We start from the raw sequence: 21,817 nt of genomic DNA on the forward strand, positions 1-21,817 counted from the left end.
ATGGATATCTTTATTTCAAAGAAGATGCGTAATTTCATTCTGTTGGCGCAAACCAACAATATTGTCAGAGCGGCGGAAAAAATACATATGACGGCCTCTCCCTTTGGCAAAAGCATTTCGGCGCTGGAGGAGCAGATCGGTTACACGCTGTTTACCCGCAAAGATAACAGCATCAGCCTGAATAAGGCGGGGCAGGAGTTGTATCAAAAACTTTTTCCGATTTATCAGCGTTTATCCGCAATCGATAACGACATTCAGCACTCGGCCCGCCGCTCGCGCAATATTGTGATCGGAATCGACAATACGTATCCCACCATTATTTTCGATCAGCTGATAAGCCTCGGTGACAAGTATGACGGTGTGACCGCGCAGGCCGTTGAATTTAGCGAGAACGGGGTTATCGATAATTTGTTCGACAGGAAGCTCGATTTTATTCTTTCGCCGCAGCAGGTTTCAGCCCGCGTCGAGCAACTGGACAATCTCACCGTGACAGACCTGCCGCCGCTGCGTCTGGGGTTTCTGGTTTCCCGGCGTTATGAAGAGAGGCAGCCGCAGGAGCTCTTACAGGAGTTACCCTGGCTACAAATGCGCTTTCAGAACAGAGCCAATTTTGAAGCAATGCTGGATGCGTATATGCGCCCGTGTGGGATTAGCCCTACAATTATTTATCGGCCTTACAGTTTTATGGCGAAGATCAGCGCCGTGGAGCGCGGGCAGTTTTTGACGGTAATACCGCATTTTGCCTGGCGTCTGGTGAATCCGGCAAAACTCAAGTATTTCGACGCGCCGCACAGCCCGATGTATATGCGGGAATTTCTCTATTCCCTGAAGAACCATCGTTATACCACCACGATGCTTCAGCATATTGCCGAAGATCGTGACGGTACAGCGAACTAACCGAGCATCGAACCGCTTTCCAGCAGGTTGCGGTGCAGATCAAACGCGTGACGAAGATCGTGATGGATATGCCCGCCGGGGGCATTTTCCAGATAACGGTGCAGATAATCCCGGTACAGCGGATGCGCGCAGTTGTCGATAATCGTGCGCGCGCGCTGAAGCGGGGATAACCCGCGCAAATCAGCAATACCTTGCTCGGTAATGATGACCTTAACGCTGTGTTCACTGTGATCAACGTGGCTGCACATCGGGACAATCGTTGAAATCTTCCCGCCTTTCGCAATAGACGGCGCCATAAAGATAGACAAATAGGCGTTACGTTCAAAATCGCCGCTGCCGCCGATACCATTCATCAGATTGACACCGGCAATATGCGTCGAGTTGGCGTGACCATAAATATCAAACTCAAGGCCGACATTCAGCGCAATCACCCCCAGGCGGCGAATAATCTCCGGATTATTGGATATCTCCTGTGGGCGAAGCACGATGCGACTGGCGAAGAAATCCATATTGTCGTAAATCTTTTGCAGTGAACTGGCCGAAACGGTCAGGCTGGAAGCGCTGGCGCCGATAATTTTCTCCGTCTCCAGCAGATGCACCACCGAGTCCTGCAGTACCTCGGAATACATCATAAACGGCGGGATCTGCGGATTTTCGCCAAGCCTCGCCATAACCGCATTGTTAATATTGCCGACCCCGCTTTGCAGGGGCAGAAATTCCGGTGGAATGCGCTGATTCACGATTTCATTGAGTAGGAACGCCACGACATTGTCGGCAATTTGCTGGCAGGTCGGGTTTTCTTTTACCGTCGTGTTTCCGGCGTCGGGTAATTCAGTTTCCACCAGGGCGACGATCTTTTTGGGATCAATCTGCACACACTGGCTGCCTACGCGATCCATGGTATGAAAAATAGGTACGCTATTGCGCCGCGGTGGCGCGCCGGGAATGACAATATCGGCCAGTTCACTGACTCGCGGGCTATGGTAGTGATTCAGTTCAATGATCACTTTTTTCGCCCGCAGCAGCCAGGTTGGCGCATTGCCGATCCCGCTGGAAAGCCAGACCCGGCCATCCGGCGCAATCGAGGAGGCCTCAATTACCGCAATATCAATGTCGCCAAAAAAACCGTAATTGACCATTTGCGCCACTTCGCTCAGGTGCAGATCGACAAAATTAACCTGCCCCTGATTGATTTTTTCCCGCAGACAGGCGGAGGTCTGATACGGCGCTCGCCAGGAGACGGCGTCCGCCTCTGACAATGCGTCGTCGGCCGCCGCGCCGATAGAAGCGCCGGTCAGCAGACGGATCTGAAAAGGCTGTTGCGCGCCATGCTTTTCACTGGCACGTCTGGCAATGGCGGCGGGCAGGGCTTTCGGCGAACCCGCCGGGGTAAAGCCGCTGAAGGCAACCATATCATCGTGCTGAATAAACTCCGCCGCTTCATCGGCGCTCATTCGTTTCATTCTGCGTTCCTTCGTTGGACGCTATTAGTGACCGACAAAATTCGGTTTCCGTTTTTGCAGGAACGCGTTCATCCCTTCCTGATAGTCCTGGCTGTCGTAAACGGCGCGGCGCATTCCCTGGATACGCTCGAACTCATCAGAATTCATGGTGTGTGCTTCACCCAGTACGCGTAGCTCTTCCTTGATGACGGCGATCGCCAAAGGCGCTTTTTCTGAAATGTGGTGCGCTATCTGGAGGGTGAAATCTTCCAGCTCAGCAACATCGACCACATGGTTAAGAATGCCGACAGCCAGCGCCCGTTGTGCGGTAATGGGGGAGGCGGTAAAAATCAGCTCTTTGACGATATGGAAACCTGCGTCCCGCGTCAGGTTGTGAATGCCCACCAGGTTATACGGCACGCCGAGATTGACCGGGGTCATCGAGAAGGTCGACGTGCTGGCGGCGATAATCAGATCGGAACTCATGATCATTTCAAACGCACCGCCCCAGACGCTGCCTTCGACCATGGAAATAACCGGTTTAGGATATTTTTGGATCATGCGGGTTATCTGGCGCAGCGGATCGTCATACGAGAGCGGATCGCGCCGTCCGGTGGGCAGTTCGTGAATGTCATGGCCCGCCGAGAAGACTTTTGCCCCGCTGGGAGCGCGCAAAATGATGCAACGAATGTCTGGTCGATTCAGGTCGCTCAGCGCCTGCATTAAATCGTCCATAAACACTTTACTCAGGGCGTTGAGTTTACGGGCATAGTTAAACTCAATAACCGCAACTTTATGGATAATGACAACGTTAACATATTGATAAGACATAAAAGTTCCTTTATTCAAAATACTGATGCTGAAGAAATTCGTTGATGTGACGCAGGCCGGTACGCGGTGACAGGTCATTGTTTTTGACCGCCTGCAGCATTTGATGGAAATAACGATCAAATTCGGTACGGGTAAAGAGCAGGCGCAGCGCCGATTCTTCGGTCTGTTTTTGCAGCCACTCGACCGACTGCTGCTGGCGAACGTGCGCCAGCCGACCGCTGGCGGTGAGTGCGGCTCTGAAGTCGGTGATGGTTTGCCATATCTCGTCAATGCCGCGTTTCTCAAGAGCGCTGCAGGCCAGAACCTGCGGCTGCCACTCTTCATACTTGCGGCGTAAAATGTGCAGCGCAGCGTCATACATATGGCGGGTAATGGCGACGTTGGGGCGATTATCGGCGTCATCCTTATTGATAACGATCAGGTCAGCCATCTCCATGATCCCTTTTTTGATCCCTTGCAGAGCGTCGCCGCCGCCCGCAATTTGCAGCGAGACAAAGCAGTCCACCATGCGGGCGACTTCAATTTCTGACTGACCCACACCAACGGTTTCGACAATGACCACATCAAAGCCCGCCGCTTCGCAGAGCAGAATCAATTCATGAGCGCGCTGGCTGGTTCCACCCAGATGCCCGCTGGAGGGCACCGGGCGAATAAACGCGGCATCGGCGCGCGCCAGTTCCGTCATGCGGGTTTTGTCCCCGAGAATACTGCCGCCGCTCACCGGGCTGCTCGGGTCGACGGCGATGACCGCCACCCGCAGGCCGTGGCGGATAAGCAACATGCCGAATGCGTCGAGAAAGGTGCTCTTCCCCGCACCTGGCGTACCGGTAATGCCCAGACGCAGGGCATTGCCGGTGAACGGCATGATCGCATCCAGCAGTGTTGTGCTCAGCGCCTGATGCCCGGGATGACGGCTTTCTATCAGCGTCATCGCCTGAGCGAGCGTGGCGCGATCGCCCAGTTGGAGTCGCCGGATAGTCTCTTCCAGCGTGGCGTCGTTAATCATGCTGTTGCTCAATGCGGGTCAACACATCGCGCACGCTTTCCAGCATGGGGGTGCCGGGACCATAAATTGCCGCGACGCCGCGTTCTTGCAGGAAAGTGTAATCCTGAGGTGGGATCACGCCGCCTGCCACGACCAGGATATCTTCGCGACCCCAGTTTTTGAGCGCAGCCACCAGCTCAGGGATCAGCGTTTTATGACCGGCGGCCAGCGACGATGCGCCTACCACGTGCACGTCGTTTTCGATCGCCAGACGGGCTATTTCTTCTGGCGTGGAAAACATCGGGCTGAGATCAACGTCGAAACCGAGATCGGAATAGGCGCTGGCGATCACTTTCGCGCCGCGATCGTGGCCATCCTGGCCCATTTTTGCGATCAGGATCCGCGGACGGCGGCCATGATCGGTGAGAAACTGTTCGGTTTGCGCAAGGATGGCGTCGAACTCAGCGGCGGAGTTGCTGGATTGATGATAGCTTTGCGCAATCACGCCGGTGACGCACTGGCTGGGGACGAGGTAACGGTCGAACGCCGTTTCCAGCGCATCGGAAATTTCACCCAATGTGGCGCGGGCCCGGGCGGCAACGACTGCGGCGGCAAGCAGGTTTTCATTATGCTGTGCGGCATGGGTGAGGGCGCGCAGTGCGGATTTGACCGCTGCGTCGTCGCGGGTGGCGCGGATGTGCTTCAGTGAGGCAATTTGCTCGTTGCGGACTTTAACGTTGTCAATTTCCAGCACTGACGTTTCATCTTCTTTCTCCAGCTTGTATTTGTTCACCCCGACGATCACCCGTTTGCCCTGATCGATAAGCGACTGTTCGCGAGCGGATGCCTCTTCGATCATCCGTTTCGGCAGCCCGGCTTCGATAGCCTTCGCCATGCCGCCCGCCTCGTCGATTTGCTGAATGATCGCCCGCGCCTGCTTGACGACCTGATCGGTCAGCGACTCTACGTAGTAAGAGCCCGCCAGCGGATCGACGGTGCGACAAATTTCTGACTCTTCCTGAATGATAATTTGCGTGTTGCGGGCGATACGCGCCGAAAAATCGCCGGGCAGGCCCAGCGCTTCGTCGAAGGCGTTGGTATGGAGAGACTGGGTACCGCCAAGCGTTGCGCCAAGCGCTTCAATGGTGGTGCGGATGACATTGTTATAGGGATCCTGCTCGGTCAGACTCCAGCCGGAGGTCTGGCAGTGGGTGCGCAGCGCCAGCGATTTCGGGTTGGTTGCCCCAAAACTGCTGACCGCTTCGCTCCACAGGTAACGTGCGGCGCGCAGCATGGCGACGTTCATAAACAGATCCATGCCGATACCGAAGAAGAAAGATAAGCGAGGGGCAAAATCATCAATTTTCAGTCCGGCAGAGAGTGCCGCTTTGATGTACTCGATGCCGTCCGCCAGGGTGAACGCAACCTGCTGTACACAGTTGGCGCCAGCTTCCCCCATGTGATAACCGCTAATACTGATGGTGTTAAAGCGCGGCATATTGCCCGAACACCAGGCAATGATGTCGGCGATAATGCGCATGGAGGGTTTTGGTGGATAAATATAGGTGTTGCGGCACAGGTACTCTTTCAGGATATCGTTTTGAATCGTGCCGGTGAGTTGTTCTGGTGTGGCGCCCTGTTCTTCCGCTGCCACGATATAGAACGCCATTACCGGCAATACCGCGCCGTTCATGGTCATTGAGACGGACATTTTATCCAGAGGGATCTGGTCGAACAGGACTTTCATATCTTCCACGGTATCAATGGCGACACCGGCTTTACCCACATCGCCCGCCACACGCGGATTATCAGAGTCGTAACCGCGATGGGTGGCGAGATCAAACGCCACGGATAATCCTTTTTGCCCCGCAGCAAGGTTGCGACGGTAAAAGGCATTGGACTCTTTGGCAGTGGAAAAACCGGCGTACTGGCGAATAGTCCAGGGTTGCGCCGTGTACATGGTGGCGCGTGGGCCGCGAACGTAGGGCGGCAGACCGGGGAGGGTATCCATCACTTCCAGATTATCGAGGTCGGCGGGGGTATATAACGGCTTGACGGCGATCCCTTCTGCCGTGTGGCGAACAAGGTCTTCGACGGTTTTTTCCTGACGACTGAGTTCCTTATTGGCCAGCCGTTGCCAGTCCTGCAAATGTGACATGTGTTGCTCCGTATTACGCAATGGAAGGGGTTCTTGCGAATACGGTGAGCTTTTTAACCTGCGCTGTCGCCAGCAAAAAACAGCCAACGACGCGTCGTTTTTTGCCGCCTGGAATTATTTATTTTGTGATGTATTTCAAAGACTTTTATTTGCAAGTGAGCCGGATAAATTCAATGTTATCCGGCAATCGGGCATTAATCCTGACGCAGCACTTTATGACCGTATGCCAGCAGCGCGTCAGTGACGTTGCGCATCATGCGGCTCTCCGGCGCAAAACGGTGCCAGTAAAGCATCCGGCGCTGAAACAGACCGGGCGTTAAGTCGATCAACTCGCCGCTGTCCAGCTCTTGCTCGATCTGCAAATGGGGGATCATACAGCAGGTCGTGCCCTGACGAGCCAGTTGCACAAAGGCTTCAGAAGAGTTAACGATGTGGCACGGTACGCTACCCGGCGGCAGGTCGAAGTTCTGCTGCAGGAAGGCCTGGTGCATATCATCGAGATGGTCAAATGCTACCGCGGGCGCTTTCAGCAGCGCCGAGCGGGTGACACCGTTCGGAAAATAGCGTGCCGCAAAGGCGCGTGAGGCCACGAACAGATAGTCGAGTGCGCCGAGCTTATCGACCAGACAGCTTGGCAGCGCCTGGTGCTGAATACTCACCGCGCCCACCACCTCGCCGCGACGCAGACGTTCTTGCGTACGGGTTTCATCTTCCACCTGTAAATTCAGGCGGATAGGCGAATCAGCCAGCACGGGAGCCAGAGCGGGCAGCAGCCAGGTTGCCAGGCTGTCGGCGTTCACCGCCAGCGACAACAGCAGCGGCGTTGAGCCAGTTTGCTCGTCTCCCAGCCATTCGTCTTCCAGCAGTTCAACCTGACGCAGCAGCGCCAGCAGCTTTTGCCCTTGCTCCGTCGGGCGTGGCGGAACGGTACGTACCAGCAGCGGCTGCCCGAACATATTCTCAAGCTGTTTTATGCGTTGTGAGACGGCGGATTGCGTGATGCACAGCTTCTGTGCCGCGCGCTCAAATCCTCGTTCACGTATCACCGCATCCAATGCTTGTAGTGTTCTGTAGTCCGGACGTTTCATTGCTATGACGTACTCCTGAAATTTGGGGGGTTATGCACTATGACACAAATTTTAGTTGGGTACAGACGAATTCCACCGTTGGCAAATGGGGGTTGGGACATTTTTCTCATCAATGTTCTATAATGCGCCTGAAATTTCACACCACAGGCGAAACGACCATGACGCAGGATGAACTGAAAAAAGCAGTAGGATGGGCGGCACTTCAGTATGTACAACCCGGAACCATTGTAGGAGTAGGGACAGGCTCAACCGCCGCGCACTTTATTGATGCGCTGGGTACAATGAAAGGCCAGATTGAAGGCGCAGTGTCCAGTTCGGATGCGTCCACTGAAAAACTCAAAAGCCTTGGCATTCACGTTTTTGATCTTAACGAAGTGGACAGCCTGGGTGTCTACGTTGACGGCGCGGATGAAATCAACGGCCACATGCAGATGATCAAAGGCGGCGGCGCGGCGTTAACCCGTGAAAAGATTATTGCCTCGGTGGCGAAGAAATTCATTTGTATCGCAGATGCTTCCAAAGAGGTGGATATTCTGGGGAATTTCCCACTGCCGGTAGAAGTGATCCCGATGGCGCGCAGCGCCGTTGCACGCCAGTTAGTGAAGCTCGGCGGTCGTCCGGAGTATCGTCAGGGCGTGGTGACTGATAACGGCAACGTGATCCTCGACGTACACGGTATGGAAATCATCGACCCTATCGCGATGGAAAATGCCATTAACGCGATTCCGGGCGTGGTGACAGTCGGTCTGTTCGCCAACCGTGGCGCGGACGTTGCGCTGATTGGCACCGCTGACGGTGTGAAAACTATCGTGAAATAATCTGACAGGGGAACCGCTTCCCCTGTTAAAAAATTTTCGGTAGGGCAAATTTGGTGACATGTATCACGTTTAGAAACTTGCCCTACCGATCTCGCTAAACTCCCGCGACTTCCCAGCATTTTCCTCTGTTATTTCCTGCCGAATCCGGTGTCCCCAGAATGGTGACGCAAACGTTCATATTGCCGCGATAGTTTTTTTTGATATGTTGAAGGCGGATGCAAATCCACACACACAACATCAGATTGATAAAAAGACAGGATCGGGGAAATGGCAAAGGTATCGCTGGAGAAAGACAAAATTAAATTTCTGCTGGTTGAAGGCGTGCACCAACGTGCACTGGAAAACCTTCGCGCAGCAGGTTATACCAACATCGAATTCCATAAAGGCGCTCTGGATGCCGAGCAACTGAAAGAATCGATCCGTGATGCCCACTTCATTGGCCTGCGATCCCGTACTCATCTGACAGAGGATGTGATTGAATCGGCAGAGAAACTGGTGGCGATTGGCTGTTTCTGCATCGGCACTAACCAGGTTGATTTGAGCGCGGCGTCAAAACGCGGGATCCCCGTGTTTAACGCGCCATTCTCAAATACCCGTTCTGTCGCAGAATTGGTGATTGGTGAGCTGCTGCTTCTGCTTCGCGGCGTGCCGGAGGCAAATGCCAAAGCGCATCGTGGCGTCTGGAATAAACTGGCATCGGGCTCTTTTGAAGCGCGTGGCAAAAAACTGGGCATCATTGGCTACGGTCATATCGGTACTCAGTTGGGTATTCTGGCGGAATCGCTGGGGATGCATGTCTACTTCTATGACATTGAAAACAAATTACCGCTGGGTAATGCGACTCAGGTACAGCACCTCTCCGATTTGCTGAACATGAGCGATGTCGTGAGCCTGCACGTACCGGAAAACGCCTCGACCAAAAACATGATGGGCGCGAAAGAGATTGCGTTGATGAAGCCGGGTGCACTGCTGATCAACGCCGCGCGTGGAACAGTTGTGGATATTCCGGCACTGTGCGATGCGCTGGCAACCAAACATTTGGCGGGTGCCGCGATCGACGTCTTCCCGACGGAGCCGGCAACCAACAGCGATCCTTTCACCTCGCCGCTGTGTGAGTTCGACAACGTGATCCTGACCCCGCACATTGGTGGCTCAACTCAGGAAGCGCAGGAAAATATCGGTCTTGAAGTTGCCGGTAAACTGACGAAATATTCTGACAACGGCTCCACGCTTTCTGCGGTTAACTTCCCGGAAGTGTCACTGCCGCTGCACGGCGGCCGCCGTTTGATGCACATCCACGAAAACCGTCCAGGCGTATTAACGGCGCTTAACCAGATTTTTGCTGAGCAGGGCGTCAACATTGCGGCGCAATATCTGCAAACCTCTGCACAAGTGGGTTATGTGGTCATTGATATTGAAGCCGATGAAGATGTGGCGGAGAAAGCACTGCTGGCGATGAAGGCGCTCCCGGGCACCATTCGCGCGCGTTTGCTGTACTAATTTACCTGTCCTGCCCGGTGGCGCGACGCTACCGGGTCTTATTTCGTGTACTCATCCACTTCGTAGTCCCGGCCAGGCACAGACGTCGCCCGGTTCGGATGAACATCCCTGAGTCGTTTCCTGTCGCAGTTGAGTCCTCTTGCAACGTATACATCCTGTTTACGAGCGTTGCCGCAATCGGCAATTAAAGGCATCGTGGCGCGTTGAGCATCAGAAAAAGGAATTTACGATAGAGGCTTCAGCATAGGGCTGAAACGGAAAAGCCCCTACCGAAGCAGGGGCTTAAAAAAGGAAAGGGACGATGATGAGATACGTCATCATGCTGCTAATCCTGTTAATCATCGCCTGGCCAGCATATTAACAGAGAGGAAGCAGGAGGGAGGTTCGCCTCCCTCACCCTTTACCGAGAAATTTAGGTCAAAAAAAAAGCGGTGTCAATGGGAAGAAGGCGCCGGCCATTCCCACACTTTCGACGGTGTCACTACCGCCGGTAAGGGAATATCCCACTCTTCAACCGGCAGTTTTTCGACTAACTGACAGTCATGGGCGTAGCCTACCGGTTGGATCTTGTGTTGCCGCCAGTTCTGCAATGTCCGGTCATAAAATCCACCGCCCATACCCAGACGCTGCCCTTCTTCGTCAAACGCCACTAACGGCGTTACCAGCACATCCAGTTGCGCCAGCGGCAATACGTCGCACACATCCAGTTTTGGCTCCTGAATCTTCAGGCGATTGGTGACCAGTTCGCTTTGGGGATGATAGTGCAGAAACAGTAAATTACCGGGGCTAAACGGATGCAGGACAGGGAGATAAACACGTTTGCCTGCCCGCCAGAGTTGTTCGATCAGCGGTTGCGTGTCGAGCTCGCCATCGAACGAGAGAAATAACGCGACAGTGTGCGCCATGACTACCGGCGGGTAAGCAAGCATTCTGTTCGCCGCGAGCTGGCCGAAATGGGTTTGCTGCTGAGGAGTCAGTGCTCGTCTACGTTGACGTATTAGCTGGCGGATTTCTTGTCGGGATAAAGGGAGTTCGGGAAGTTGTGTCATAGCTGTTGGTAGGTAGAAGGGGAATCTCCGAGATGCCGCCGCAGGCTGTAACCCTTGAACCCTTGGTTCAAGGTGAATGCGTCGTCACAGTTTTAAGGCTTCTCGGACGAACCGAGCATGCTCACCAACCGTGGAGCGCCACATTCTTGTGGTATGAAATATCGGCTCAGGGGACTGGCCCGCTTGCAAACATCTCAGAGAAATTTTGTCTTCACGGTCACTCTACCATAGTAAACCGAAAAGTGTTATTCAAAGTTTTGGCCCGTTTTTTCGGTTATGCGACCCTGATCAAGCAACGCTTGTTCGATGGTCTGTTGCAGCATCCGAATACGTTGTTCCATGCTCGCCGCGTAGTCACGCGTCTTCGCTTTTTCCTGAGCTAATTCATAGCTGATGTTCAATGCAGCGATGAAAACCAACTGCTCAGTATTTGTGACTCTAGTGCGAACTTTTAGATCTTGCAACCGCTGATTAAGATCGTCCGCTGCCTGATTCAACGCATCCTTTTGTTCAGGCGGGCAATTCACTCGCAGTGAACGGCCAAATATTTGGATATCGACGGGTTGTGCAGACATGCCACCTTCCTGCTGATTGACTGCGCTGCCTTCGTCTGTGAACCCAGGGTTCGCGAAGGGGCGACACTATAGCTACCCTGGTATGAAGATACAAGCCCTTTTCTGGTTCACCAGGGTCCAAAGTGGTAGCATATCATGAATATCCTCCCTTTGATGACGAATGCTTATGTCTATACAGAACGAAATGCCTGGTTACACCGAAATGAACCAGTTTTTGACCCAACAAGGGGCTGGATTGACCCCTGCTGAAATGCACGGTTTGATCAGCGGAATGATTTGCGGTGGCAACAACGACAGCTCCTGGCAGCCGCTGCTTCATGACCTGACAAACGAAGGTCTGGCCTTTGGTCATGAACTGGCGCAAGCATTGCGCAAAATGCATGCTGCAACCAGCGATGCGCTGGAAGATGACGGCTTTCTTTTTCAGCTTTTTCTGCCTGAAGGAGACGATGTCAGCGTGTTCGATCGCGCCGATGCGCTGGCGGGTTGGGTCAACCACTTTTTACTCGGCCTTGGCGTCACACAGCCTAAGCTCGACAAAGTGACGGGTGAAACCGGCGAAGCGATTGACGACCTGCGCAACATTGCGCAGTTGGGCTATGACGAAGACGAAGATCAGGAACAGCTGGAGATGTCGCTCGAAGAGATCATCGAATATGTGCGTGTTGCGGCGCTGCTGTGCCACGACACCTTCACGCGTCAGCAGCCAACCGCGCCGGAAGTGCGCAAACCGACCCTGCACTAAGAACAAAACGCCAAGGAGAGTGTTATGAGCGAACTATCCCTGCAAGAATACCTGCGTCGTCGCCAGGCATTGCTGGCGCAAATGCCGTCAGGCAGTGCGGCGCTGATTTTCGCCGCGCCAGAAGCGACGCGTAGCGCGGACAGTGAATATCCGTATCGCCAAAGTAGCGACTTCTGGTATTTCACCGGTTTTAATGAACCGGAAGCTGTGCTGGTGCTGATTAAAAGCGATGACACTCATAACCACAGCGTTTTGTTTAACCGGGTTCGCGACCTGACTGCGGAGATCTGGTTTGGTCGTCGTCTTGGGCAGGATGCCGCGCCAGAAAAGCTGGGCGTGGATCGCGCACTGGCGTTCAGCGAGATTAACCAGCAACTCTTCCAACTGCTTAATGGCCTGGATGTGGTGTATCACGCGCAAGGCGAGTATGCCTGGGCGGATGAAATTGTCTTTACCGCGCTGGATAAACTGCGCAAAGGGGCGCGTCAGAATCTGAAAGCGCCCGCGACGCTCACCGACTGGCGCCCGATGGTGCATGAGATGCGCCTGTTTAAATCCGCAGAAGAAATCGCCGTCATGCGGCGTGCCGGAGAGGTAAGCGCACTGGCGCATACGCGGGCGATGGAGAAATGCCGTCCGGGCATGTTTGAGTATCAACTGGAAGGGGAGATTCATCACGAATTTACCCGTCACGGCGCACGTTATCCTTCCTATAACACCATCGTTGGCAGCGGCGCAAATGGCTGCATCCTGCATTACACCGAAAATGAAAGCGAAATGCGCGATGGCTCGCTGGTGTTGATTGACGCCGGATGTGAATACAAAGGGTATGCCGGAGACATCACGCGAACCTTCCCGGTCAACGGCAAATTCACGCCCGCTCAGCGCGAGATTTACGACATTGTGCTGGCGTCGCTGGAAACCAGTTTACGTCTGTATCGCCCGGGCACCTCCATTCAGGACGTGACCGGCGAGGTGGTGCGCATTATGGTAACTGGCCTGGTGAAACTGGGTATCCTGAAGGGCGAAATCGATCAACTGATCGCCGATAACGCCCATCGTCCTTTCTTTATGCATGGCCTGAGTCACTGGCTGGGGCTGGATGTGCATGATGTCGGCACCTATGGTAAGGATCGCTCCCGTCTGCTTGAGCCAGGTATGGTTCTGACCGTTGAACCTGGTCTTTACATCGCGCCGGATGCCGACGTACCGGAAGCGTATCGCGGTATTGGTATCCGAATTGAAGATGACATCGTCATCACACAAACCGGTAACGAAAACCTGACCGCCAGCGTAGTGAAAAACGCGGACGACATCGAAGCCTTAATGGCTGCGGCGCGTCAACAATGAGCGTGATTATCGTAGGCGGCGGGATGGCCGGCGCGACGCTGGCGCTGGCAATATCTCAATTGAGTCATGGCAAACTGCCGGTGCATCTGATTGAAGCGACGGCGCCTGAAGCACAGGATCACCCCGGTTTCGACTCCCGGGCGATAGCTCTGGCGGCAGGGACTTGTCAGCAACTGGCACGGATGGGTATCTGGCAGGCGATTGCCGATTGCGCAACGGCCATCAATACCGTTCACGTTAGCGATCGCGGGCATGCCGGGTTTGTGACCCTGGATGCGCAAGATTATCGTATTGCGGCGTTAGGACAGGTCGTTGAGTTGCACGATGTCGGTCAGCGTTTGTTCGGACTGTTGCGCAAAGCACCGGGCGTGACGCTGCATTGCCCCGCTCGCGTTGCGACGGTTTCGCGCACGCAGGAGCAGGTCAATGTCACGCTGGAAAACGGTAATGTGATTACCGGCGACGTTTTGGTTGCGGCTGATGGCACGCGTTCTGCGCTGGCAACGGCCTGCGGCGTGGACTGGCAGCAAACGCCATACGAACAATTAGCGGTCATCGCCAACGTGGCTGTCTCTGTGCCTCATGAAGGTCGTGCATTTGAGCGCTTTACCCGGCATGGCCCACTGGCGATGTTGCCAATGTCTGCCGGGCGCTGCTCACTGGTGTGGTGTCATCCGCTGGAGCGACGTGAAGAGGTGATGGCCTGGTCCGATGAACAGTTTTGCCATGAATTGCAGAACGCATTTGGCTGGCGACTGGGACGTATTACCCAGGCGGGGAAACGCAGCGCCTATCCGCTTTCGCTGACGACGGCGGTCAAAGCCGTCACCCATCGTACGGTGCTGGTGGGAAATGCCGCGCAGACACTGCACCCTATCGCCGGACAAGGTTTTAATCTTGGATTGCGCGATGTGATGAGTCTTGCCGAAACGCTGACCCAGGCAGGGCAAGCTGGCGAAGACATCGGCGAATATCGCGTGCTGTCGCGTTATCAACAACGTCGACAGGCAGACCGTGAAACAACAATTGGCGTGACGAACAGTCTGGTTTATCTGTTTGCCAACCACTGGGCGCCGCTGGTTGTCGGACGCAATATCGGGTTGATGGCAATGGAATTATTGACACCGGCACGCGATGTGCTGGCGGAGCGGACCCTGGGTTGGGTAGCGCGTTAAATATGACCTGTAGGCCGCAGAACCTGGCAGGCCTGATAAGCGTAGCGCCATCGGGCAACTAACAATGCCGGATGGCGGCTTCGCCTTATCCGGCCTACGGTTTTTGAGAGTCCCATTTTCGAGGAACAAACAGTGCAAAGTGTTGATGTAGCTATTGTGGGTGGCGGCATGGTGGGTCTGGCCGTCGCCTGCGGCTTACAGGGTAGCGGCTTACGTGTCGCCGTGCTGGAACAGCATGTCCCTCAGCCACTGGAAAATGATGCTCCACCGGCGCTTCGCGTGTCGGCCATTAATGCTGCCAGTGAAAAATTGCTCACGCGTCTCGGCGTGTGGTCAGATATCGTTGCCCGTCGGGCCAGTTGCTATCACGGCATGGAAGTCTGGGACAAAGACAGCTTTGGACGCATTGCGTTCGATGATAAAAGCATGGGCTACAGCCATCTTGGGCATATCGTTGAAAATACGGTGATCCACTACGCTCTGTGGCAAAAAGCGCAGCAATCCTCGGATGTTACGCTGATGGCTCCCGCAGAACTGCAGCAGGTGGCCTGGGGGGAAAATGAAACGTTTCTGACCCTGAAAGATGGCTCGATGTTAACTGCTCGCCTGGTGGTTGGGGCAGACGGCGCAAACTCCTGGCTGCGCAGTAAAGCAGATATTCCGCTGACCTTCTGGGACTATCGCCACCATGCGCTGGTCGCGACTATTCGTACCGAAGAGGCGCATGATGCCGTTGCTCGCCAGGCGTTTCATGGCGAAGGTATTCTCGCATTTCTGCCCCTCGTCGATCCGCATCTTTGCTCTATTGTCTGGTCGCTTTCGCCGCAAGAGGCTGAGCGGATGCAACATGCGAGCGAAGAGGAATTCAACCGGGCATTGAATATTGCGTTTGATAACCGTCTCGGGTTGTGTCGCGTGGAAAGCGAACGTCAGGTCTTCCCGCTGACGGGGCGCTATGCGCGCCAGTTTGCCGCCCATCGTCTGGCACTGGTCGGTGATGCCGCCCACACCATCCATCCGCTGGCGGGGCAGGGAGTTAACCTCGGCTTTATGGATGCTGCGGAACTTATCGACGAACTGAAGCGCTTGCAGCGCCAGGGCAAAGATATTGGTCAATATCTGTATTTGCGTCGTTATGAGCGTAGCCGTAAGCACAGTGCCGCCATGATGCTGGCAGGTATGCAAGGTTTTCGCGAGCTGTTTGCTGGGGAGAATCCGGCGAAGAAATTGCTGCGCGACATTGGTCTGAAACTGGCCGATACCCTCCCTGGTGTAAAACCGCAACTTATCCGTCAGGCGATGGGACTGAATGATTTGCCTGAGTGGCTTCGTTAAGAAATTTCGCCCCCGCTTCTAAGAGTTTGAGACCCGTCACACTTTCTTCTCCCGGCCTTCGCGCCGGGGGACTCCTCTCATTTGAAATAATCTAATTCCACGCCGTTTTTCGCATTAGATTTTTTTATATCATGATTTTCTCTCGTCTCGATTTTTGACATTTTTTTAGAATTTAATATCGATAATCTCGATGGATTGCGCTTGTGGTTTGCATGTTATAGGTCTGTTAATTATATTTTTGGTTTTTTGTTCTGTGGTCTGCTTTGCCGTTTTTTGGCATAAGCTAATGTGATAGTTAATTTTACCTTATGGTTAAGCGCCAGTTTCGGTGGTAAGTTCAATGGAAAAGAGAACGTTTGCGTTGAGGCCATAACGTGGCTTCGATGACGGGTTTCGTGGCGTAAATTTCATCACGAAATGGTTGTAAGCCCTGCTTATTCAACGAGGAAAAGATGGCTCAACAGACTCCTTTGTACGAACAACACACGTTATGTGGCGCACGAATGGTCGATTTCCATGGCTGGATGATGCCGCTGCATTACGGTTCCCAGCTCGATGAGCATCATGCTGTGCGCACCGATGCCGGTATGTTTGATGTTTCGCATATGACGATTGTCGATCTGCGAGGCAGCCGCACCCGGGAGTTTTTGCGTTATCTGCTGGCAAATGACGTGGCAAAGCTAACGAAAACCGGGAAAGCCCTCTACTCCGGTATGCTTAATGCCTCGGGCGGCGTGATAGATGACCTTATCGTCTACTACTTCACTGAAGATTTCTTCCGCCTCGTTGTTAACTCCGCCACCCGCGAAAAAGACCTCTCCTGGATTTCCCAACACGCCGAACCTTATGCCATCGACATTACCGTCCGTGACGATCTGTCGTTGATTGCCGTACAGGGGCCAAACGGGCAGGCGAAAGCAGCCGCGTTGTTTACTGAAGAACAGCGTCGCGCAGTCGACGGGATGAAACCGTTCTTTGGCGTCCAGGCGGGCGATCTCTTCATTGCGACAACCGGTTATACCGGTGAAGCGGGCTATGAAATCGCCATGCCAAATGAAAAGGCGGCAGATTTCTGGCGTGCGCTGGTGGAAGCAGGCGTGAAGCCGTGTGGTCTGGGCGCGCGTGATACGTTGCGTCTGGAAGCAGGCATGAACCTGTACAGCCAGGAGATGGACGAAAGCATTTCTCCATTAGCCGCCAACATGGGCTGGACTATTGCCTGGGAACCGACCGACCGTGATTTTATCGGTCGCGAAGCGCTGGAAACGCAGCGTGAAAAAGGGCACGAGCAGTTGGTCGGTCTTATCATGACGGAAAAAGGCGTGTTGCGTAATGAGTTGCCGGTTCGCTTTATCGATGCGCAGGGCAACACGCAGGAAGGCATTATCACCAGCGGCACTTTCTCTCCGACGCTGGGTTACAGCATTGCGCTGGCGCGAGTGCCAGCGGGCATTGGTGAAACGGCGATTGTGCAGATCCGTAACCGCGAGATGCCGGTAAAAGTAACGAAACCTGTTTTTGTGCGTAACGGCAAAGCCGTCGCGTGATTCATCCTTTTTTGGAGATTGATTGATGAGCAACGTACCTGCAGAACTGAAATACAGCAAAGAACACGAATGGCTGCGTAAAGAAGCGGACGGTACTTACACCGTGGGCATTACCGAGCACGCTCAGGAACTGTTGGGCGACATGGTGTTTGTCGATCTGCCAGACGTCGGCAGCACCGTTAGCGCAGGCGATGATTGCGCGGTCGCAGAGTCCGTCAAAGCGGCCTCTGATATTTATGCGCCGGTAGGAGGCGAGATCGTGGCCGTTAACGACGCGCTCAGCGACTCTCCGGAGCTTATCAACAGCGAACCGTATGCGGGCGGCTGGATTTTCAAAATCAAAGCCAACGACGCGAGCGAAATCGACGCGCTGCTGGATGCCACTGCATACGAAGCCCTGTTAGAAGACGAATAAATACGCTTCATACTTCGCGCTGCAGGCGCGTTGGCTGCGCTCGTTCACCCCAGTCACGTACTTATGTACGTTCCTGGGGATTCACTGACTTGCCGCCTTCCTGCAACGCGAATTATTTTGCGTATTCAGGTAAGTAGAGACACCTACGATTCACTGCACGTTTCAGGAACCATCGCCCATGACACAGACGTTAAGCCAGCTTGAAAACAGCGGCGCTTTCATTGAACGCCACATCGGACCGGACGCTGCGCAACAGCAAGAAATGCTGAATGCCGTTGGCGCCGAGTCGTTAAACGCGCTGATCGGCCAGATTGTGCCGAAAGATATTCAGCTTGCGACCCCGCCGCAGGTGGGTGAAGCTGCGACCGAATATGCTGCGCTGGCAGAACTCAAAGCGATCGCCAGCCGCAATAAGCGCTTCACGTCTTACATCGGCATGGGCTACACCGCCGTGCAATTGCCGCCGGTTATCCTGCGCAATATGTTAGAGAATCCGGGTTGGTACACCGCGTATACGCCATACCAGCCGGAAGTCTCCCAGGGGCGTCTGGAATCGCTGCTCAACTTCCAGCAGGTGACGCTGGATCTGACTGGCCTGGATATGGCTTCTGCGTCTCTGCTCGACGAAGCGACTGCGGCGGCCGAAGCGATGGCCATGGCGAAACGCGTGAGTAAGCTGAAAAACGCTAACCGTTTCTTCGTCGCCTCCGACGTGCATCCTCAAACGCTGGACGTGGTTCGCACCCGTGCGGAAACCTTCGGTTTTGACGTGATCGTCGACGACGCCGCAAAAGTGGTTGATCACCAGGATGTGTTTGGCGTGCTGTTACAGCAGGTGGGCACAACCGGGGAAGTACACGATTACAGCGCGCTGATTACCGAGCTGAAGTCGCGCAAAATTGTGGTCAGCGTCGCCGCCGATTTTATGGCGCTGGTTCTGCTGACCGCACCAGGCAAACAAGGCGCAGATATCGTTTTCGGTTCTGCACAACGCTTTGGCGTGCCGATGGGCTACGGCGGCCCGCATGCGGCATTCTTTGCCGCGAAAGATGAATTCAAACGCTCTATGCCAGGCCGTATTATCGGCGTATCAAAAGATGCGGCGGGCAATACCGCTCTGCGCATGGCGATGCAGACCCGCGAGCAGCATATTCGTCGCGAGAAAGCGAACTCCAACATTTGTACCTCTCAGGTGCTGCTGGCCAATATCGCCAGCCTGTATGCGGTTTATCATGGGCCTGAAGGGCTGAAACGCATTGCAAATCGCATTCATCGCCTGACCGATATTCTGGCAACCGGCCTGCAACAGAAAGGGATGAAGCTGCGCCATGCGCACTACTTTGACACCCTGTGCGTTGAAGTAGCTGACAAAGCTGCGGTGCTGGCGCGCGCGGAAACGGCAGAAATCAATCTGCGTAGCGATATCCACAATGCGGTCGGCATCACGCTGGATGAAACGACCACCCGTGAAAACGTGCTGGCGTTGTTCTCCGTGCTGCTTGGTGAAAACCATGGCCTGAATATCGACACGCTGGACAAAGACGTTGCGTATGACAGCCGTTCTATTCAGGACAGCATGCTGCGTGACGACGAGATCCTGGCGCATCCGGTGTTTAACCGCTATCACAGCGAAACCGAGATGATGCGTTACATGCACTCTCTGGAACGCAAAGATTTGGCGCTGAATCAGGCGATGATCCCACTGGGTTCCTGCACCATGAAGCTGAACGCCGCTGCCGAGATGATCCCGATTACCTGGCCGGAATTTGCTGAACTGCATCCTTTCTGCCCGGCGGATCAGGCTGAAGGGTATCACCAGATGATCAGCCAACTTTCTGACTGGCTGGTTAAACTGACCGGTTACGACGCCGTGTGCATGCAGCCAAACTCAGGTGCGCAGGGTGAATATGCGGGTCTGTTGGCGATTCGTCATTACCACGAGAGCCGCAACGAAGGGCATCGCGATATCTGTCTTATCCCGGCGTCAGCCCACGGTACTAACCCGGCATCCGCGCAAATGGCGGGGATGCAGGTCGTTGTCGTCGCGTGCGACAAACAGGGCAACATCGATCTGGTGGATCTGCGTGAGAAAGCGGAACAGCACGGCGACAGCCTCTCTTGCATCATGGTGACGTACCCGTCCACCCACGGTGTGTATGAAGAGACGATCCGTGAAGTGTGCGAAATCGTTCACCAGTTTGGCGGCCAGGTTTACCTTGACGGCGCAAACATGAACGCGCAGGTCGGTATCACTACGCCAGGCTTTATCGGCGCAGATGTATCGCACCTCAACCTGCATAAAACCTTCTGCATTCCGCACGGCGGTGGCGGCCCAGGTATGGGCCCTATCGGGGTGAAATCGCATCTGGCGCCGTTTGTGCCAGGTCATAGCGTGGTGCAGATCGAAGGCATGCTGACCCGTCAGGGCGCGGTATCTGCGGCTCCGTTCGGTAGCGCTTCTATTCTGCCGATTAGCTGGATGTACATCCGCATGATGGGCGCAGAGGGGCTGAAAAAAGCAAGCCAGGTGGCTATTCTCAATGCTAACTACATTGCCAGCCGTCTGAAAGATGCATACCCGGTGCTGTACACGGGTCGTGATGGCCGCGTGGCGCACGAATGCATTCTCGATATTCGCCCACTGAAAGAAGAGACGGGCATCAGTGAACTGGATATCGCCAAACGCCTGATTGACTACGGTTTCCATGCACCGACCATGTCCTTCCCGGTGGCGGGTACGCTGATGGTGGAACCGACGGAATCCGAAAGCAAGGTTGAACTGGATCGCTTTATCAATGCGATGCTGGCGATTCGTGCCGAAATCGATCGCGTGAAAGCGGGCGAGTGGCCACTGGAAGATAACCCTCTGGTTAACGCGCCGCACACTCAGAATGAGCTGGTGGCGGAGTGGAATCATGGATACACCCGTGAAATCGCCGTGTTCCCGGCGGGCGTAGAGAACAAATACTGGCCGACGGTAAAACGTCTCGACGATGTTTACGGTGACCGTAATCTGTTCTGCTCTTGCGTACCGATGAGCGAATACCAGTAATTTTCCGCTTCAACTATCTTTTAAAGGCGCTTCGGCGCCTTTATTTTTTGGGAGAATAGTATGGCAATCGCACTGGTAACGGGCGGCAGTCGGGGGATCGGGCGCGCAACCGCATTACAACTGGCGACAGAGGGTTACACCGTCGCCGTCAACTTTCATCACAATATCCGCGCGGCAACGGAAGTGGTCAACACGATTGTCGCTGCGGGCGGTAAGGCATTCGCCCTGCGTGCTGACATTAGCGATGAAAGCCAGGTGATGGCGATGTTTGAATCTCTCGATCGTACCGGCGAACCGTTGACGGCGCTGGTGAATAACGCCGGGATTTTATTTGAACAAAGCACGGTAGAAAATCTGACCGCCGAACGGATTAATCGCGTGCTGGCCACTAACGTGACCGGTTATTTCCTCTGTTGCCGGGAGGCCGTGAAGCGAATGTCGCTTAAGCATGGCGGCAAAGGCGGGGCGATTGTGAATGTCTCCTCGGCGGCAGCACGGCTTGGCGCACCTTTCGAGTATGTCGATTACGCTGCGTCGAAAGGGGCGGTAGATACGCTCACCACCGGGCTGGCGCTGGAGGTTGCGGCGCAAGGGATACGTGTGAACTGCGTGCGTCCTGGCCTTATCTATACCGACATGCATGCTTCCGGCGGTGAGCCTGGCAGGGTTGATCGCGTTAAGTCTACGTTACCTATGCAGCGTGGCGGGCAACCGAAAGAGGTGGCTCAGGCGATTGTCTGGCTGTTGAGTGAGAAGGCGTCGTATGTGACGGGCAGTTTTCTTGAGCTGGCGGGTGGCAAATAGTTTTTTGTCGGGTGGCGGCTACGCCTTACCCGACCTACAACGGGATGTGTA

Annotated in this window: 18 protein-coding genes and 1 other RNA gene; 11 read left to right on the top strand and 8 right to left on the bottom strand. The window is 54.6% G+C overall.

Features of this window, described 5'->3' with window-relative positions; translation table 11 throughout:
• Positions 1-897, top strand: a complete 897-nt coding sequence (srsR, locus tag ACO7SM_RS03635; RefSeq protein ID WP_490469723.1) for a LysR family transcriptional regulator SrsR — start codon at positions 1-3, stop codon at positions 895-897.
• Here the strand turns inward: srsR and scpC are convergent.
• The 5 genes from scpC to argP all read right to left on the bottom strand — a co-directional run bounded on the left by scpC (position 894) and on the right by argP (position 7,401).
• Entirely contained in the window at positions 894-2,360 is a 1,467-nt protein-coding gene (gene scpC, locus ACO7SM_RS03640; RefSeq protein ID WP_490469724.1) for a succinyl-CoA:acetate CoA-transferase ScpC, read from the bottom strand. The genes srsR and scpC overlap by 4 nt on opposite strands.
• Before the next feature lie 24 nt (positions 2,361-2,384).
• A complete protein-coding gene (gene scpB / locus ACO7SM_RS03645; RefSeq protein ID WP_490469725.1) occupies positions 2,385-3,170 on the bottom strand; it encodes a methylmalonyl-CoA decarboxylase in 786 nt (261 codons plus the stop codon).
• 10 nt (positions 3,171-3,180) lie between these two features.
• Positions 3,181-4,176, bottom strand: a complete 996-nt coding sequence (gene meaB / locus ACO7SM_RS03650; RefSeq protein WP_490469726.1) for a methylmalonyl Co-A mutase-associated GTPase MeaB — start codon at positions 4,174-4,176, stop codon at positions 3,181-3,183.
• Positions 4,169-6,313: a methylmalonyl-CoA mutase gene (gene scpA / locus ACO7SM_RS03655; RefSeq protein WP_490469727.1), complete on the bottom strand. Its 2,145-nt coding sequence runs from the start codon at positions 6,311-6,313 to the stop codon at positions 4,169-4,171. The genes meaB and scpA overlap by 8 nt, the downstream gene beginning before the upstream one ends.
• A gap of 194 nt (positions 6,314-6,507) precedes the next feature.
• On the bottom strand, positions 6,508-7,401 hold the full coding sequence (gene argP / locus ACO7SM_RS03660) for a DNA-binding transcriptional regulator ArgP (protein ID WP_490469728.1): 894 nt from the start codon (positions 7,399-7,401) through the stop codon (positions 6,508-6,510).
• Positions 7,402-7,559: 158 nt separating this feature from the next.
• Here argP and rpiA point away from each other — a divergent pair, with 158 nt between their 5' ends.
• Positions 7,560-8,219 carry a ribose-5-phosphate isomerase RpiA gene (gene rpiA / locus ACO7SM_RS03665; protein ID WP_271443918.1) on the top strand — a complete coding sequence of 220 codons (660 nt, stop codon included), beginning with the start codon at positions 7,560-7,562 and terminating at the stop codon, positions 8,217-8,219.
• A gap of 267 nt (positions 8,220-8,486) precedes the next feature.
• Positions 8,487-9,719 carry a phosphoglycerate dehydrogenase gene (gene serA, locus ACO7SM_RS03670; protein ID WP_490469729.1) on the top strand — a complete coding sequence of 411 codons (1,233 nt, stop codon included), beginning with the start codon at positions 8,487-8,489 and terminating at the stop codon, positions 9,717-9,719.
• 434 nt (positions 9,720-10,153) lie between these two features.
• Here serA and ACO7SM_RS03675 read toward each other — a convergent pair whose 3' ends face one another.
• The 3 genes from ACO7SM_RS03675 to zapA all read right to left on the bottom strand — a co-directional run bounded on the left by ACO7SM_RS03675 (position 10,154) and on the right by zapA (position 11,343).
• Positions 10,154-10,768, bottom strand: coding sequence for a 5-formyltetrahydrofolate cyclo-ligase (locus tag ACO7SM_RS03675; protein WP_490469730.1), 615 nt, complete (start codon positions 10,766-10,768; stop codon positions 10,154-10,156).
• Positions 10,769-10,788: 20 nt separating this feature from the next.
• Positions 10,789-10,972: non-coding RNA, 6S RNA (gene ssrS, locus ACO7SM_RS03680), on the bottom strand.
• Positions 10,973-11,013: 41 nt separating this feature from the next.
• On the bottom strand, positions 11,014-11,343 hold the full coding sequence (gene zapA, locus ACO7SM_RS03685) for a cell division protein ZapA (RefSeq protein ID WP_162380175.1): 330 nt from the start codon (positions 11,341-11,343) through the stop codon (positions 11,014-11,016).
• Positions 11,344-11,509: 166 nt separating this feature from the next.
• Here zapA and ACO7SM_RS03690 point away from each other — a divergent pair, with 166 nt between their 5' ends.
• From ACO7SM_RS03690 to ACO7SM_RS03725, 8 genes are all read left to right on the top strand, one after another.
• Positions 11,510-12,088, top strand: coding sequence for a YecA/YgfB family protein (locus ACO7SM_RS03690; protein WP_490469731.1), 579 nt, complete (start codon positions 11,510-11,512; stop codon positions 12,086-12,088).
• Between the two features lie 24 nt (positions 12,089-12,112).
• Complete coding sequence (gene pepP / locus ACO7SM_RS03695) at positions 12,113-13,438, top strand: Xaa-Pro aminopeptidase (protein WP_490469732.1); 1,326 nt, start codon at positions 12,113-12,115, stop codon at positions 13,436-13,438.
• On the top strand, positions 13,435-14,613 hold the full coding sequence (gene ubiH / locus ACO7SM_RS03700) for a 2-octaprenyl-6-methoxyphenyl hydroxylase (RefSeq protein WP_490469733.1): 1,179 nt from the start codon (positions 13,435-13,437) through the stop codon (positions 14,611-14,613). The genes pepP and ubiH overlap by 4 nt, the downstream gene beginning before the upstream one ends.
• A gap of 132 nt (positions 14,614-14,745) precedes the next feature.
• Positions 14,746-15,948, top strand: a complete 1,203-nt coding sequence (ubiI, locus tag ACO7SM_RS03705) for an FAD-dependent 2-octaprenylphenol hydroxylase (RefSeq protein WP_490469734.1) — start codon at positions 14,746-14,748, stop codon at positions 15,946-15,948.
• Positions 15,949-16,400: 452 nt separating this feature from the next.
• Positions 16,401-17,495, top strand: coding sequence for a glycine cleavage system aminomethyltransferase GcvT (gene gcvT, locus ACO7SM_RS03710; protein WP_490469735.1), 1,095 nt, complete (start codon positions 16,401-16,403; stop codon positions 17,493-17,495).
• 25 nt (positions 17,496-17,520) lie between these two features.
• A complete protein-coding gene (gene gcvH / locus ACO7SM_RS03715; RefSeq protein WP_162380169.1) occupies positions 17,521-17,910 on the top strand; it encodes a glycine cleavage system protein GcvH in 390 nt (129 codons plus the stop codon).
• A 178-nt stretch (positions 17,911-18,088) separates the two neighbouring features.
• Positions 18,089-20,962 carry an aminomethyl-transferring glycine dehydrogenase gene (gene gcvP / locus ACO7SM_RS03720; RefSeq protein WP_490469736.1) on the top strand — a complete coding sequence of 958 codons (2,874 nt, stop codon included), beginning with the start codon at positions 18,089-18,091 and terminating at the stop codon, positions 20,960-20,962.
• Between the two features lie 60 nt (positions 20,963-21,022).
• Positions 21,023-21,766 (top strand): SDR family oxidoreductase, encoded by a 744-nt coding sequence (locus tag ACO7SM_RS03725; protein ID WP_203360062.1) that lies wholly within the window; start codon positions 21,023-21,025, stop codon positions 21,764-21,766.
• The last annotated feature ends 51 nt before the right edge of the window (positions 21,767-21,817 follow it).

Source organism: Citrobacter sp. LJND-P06, assembly GCF_058188415.1.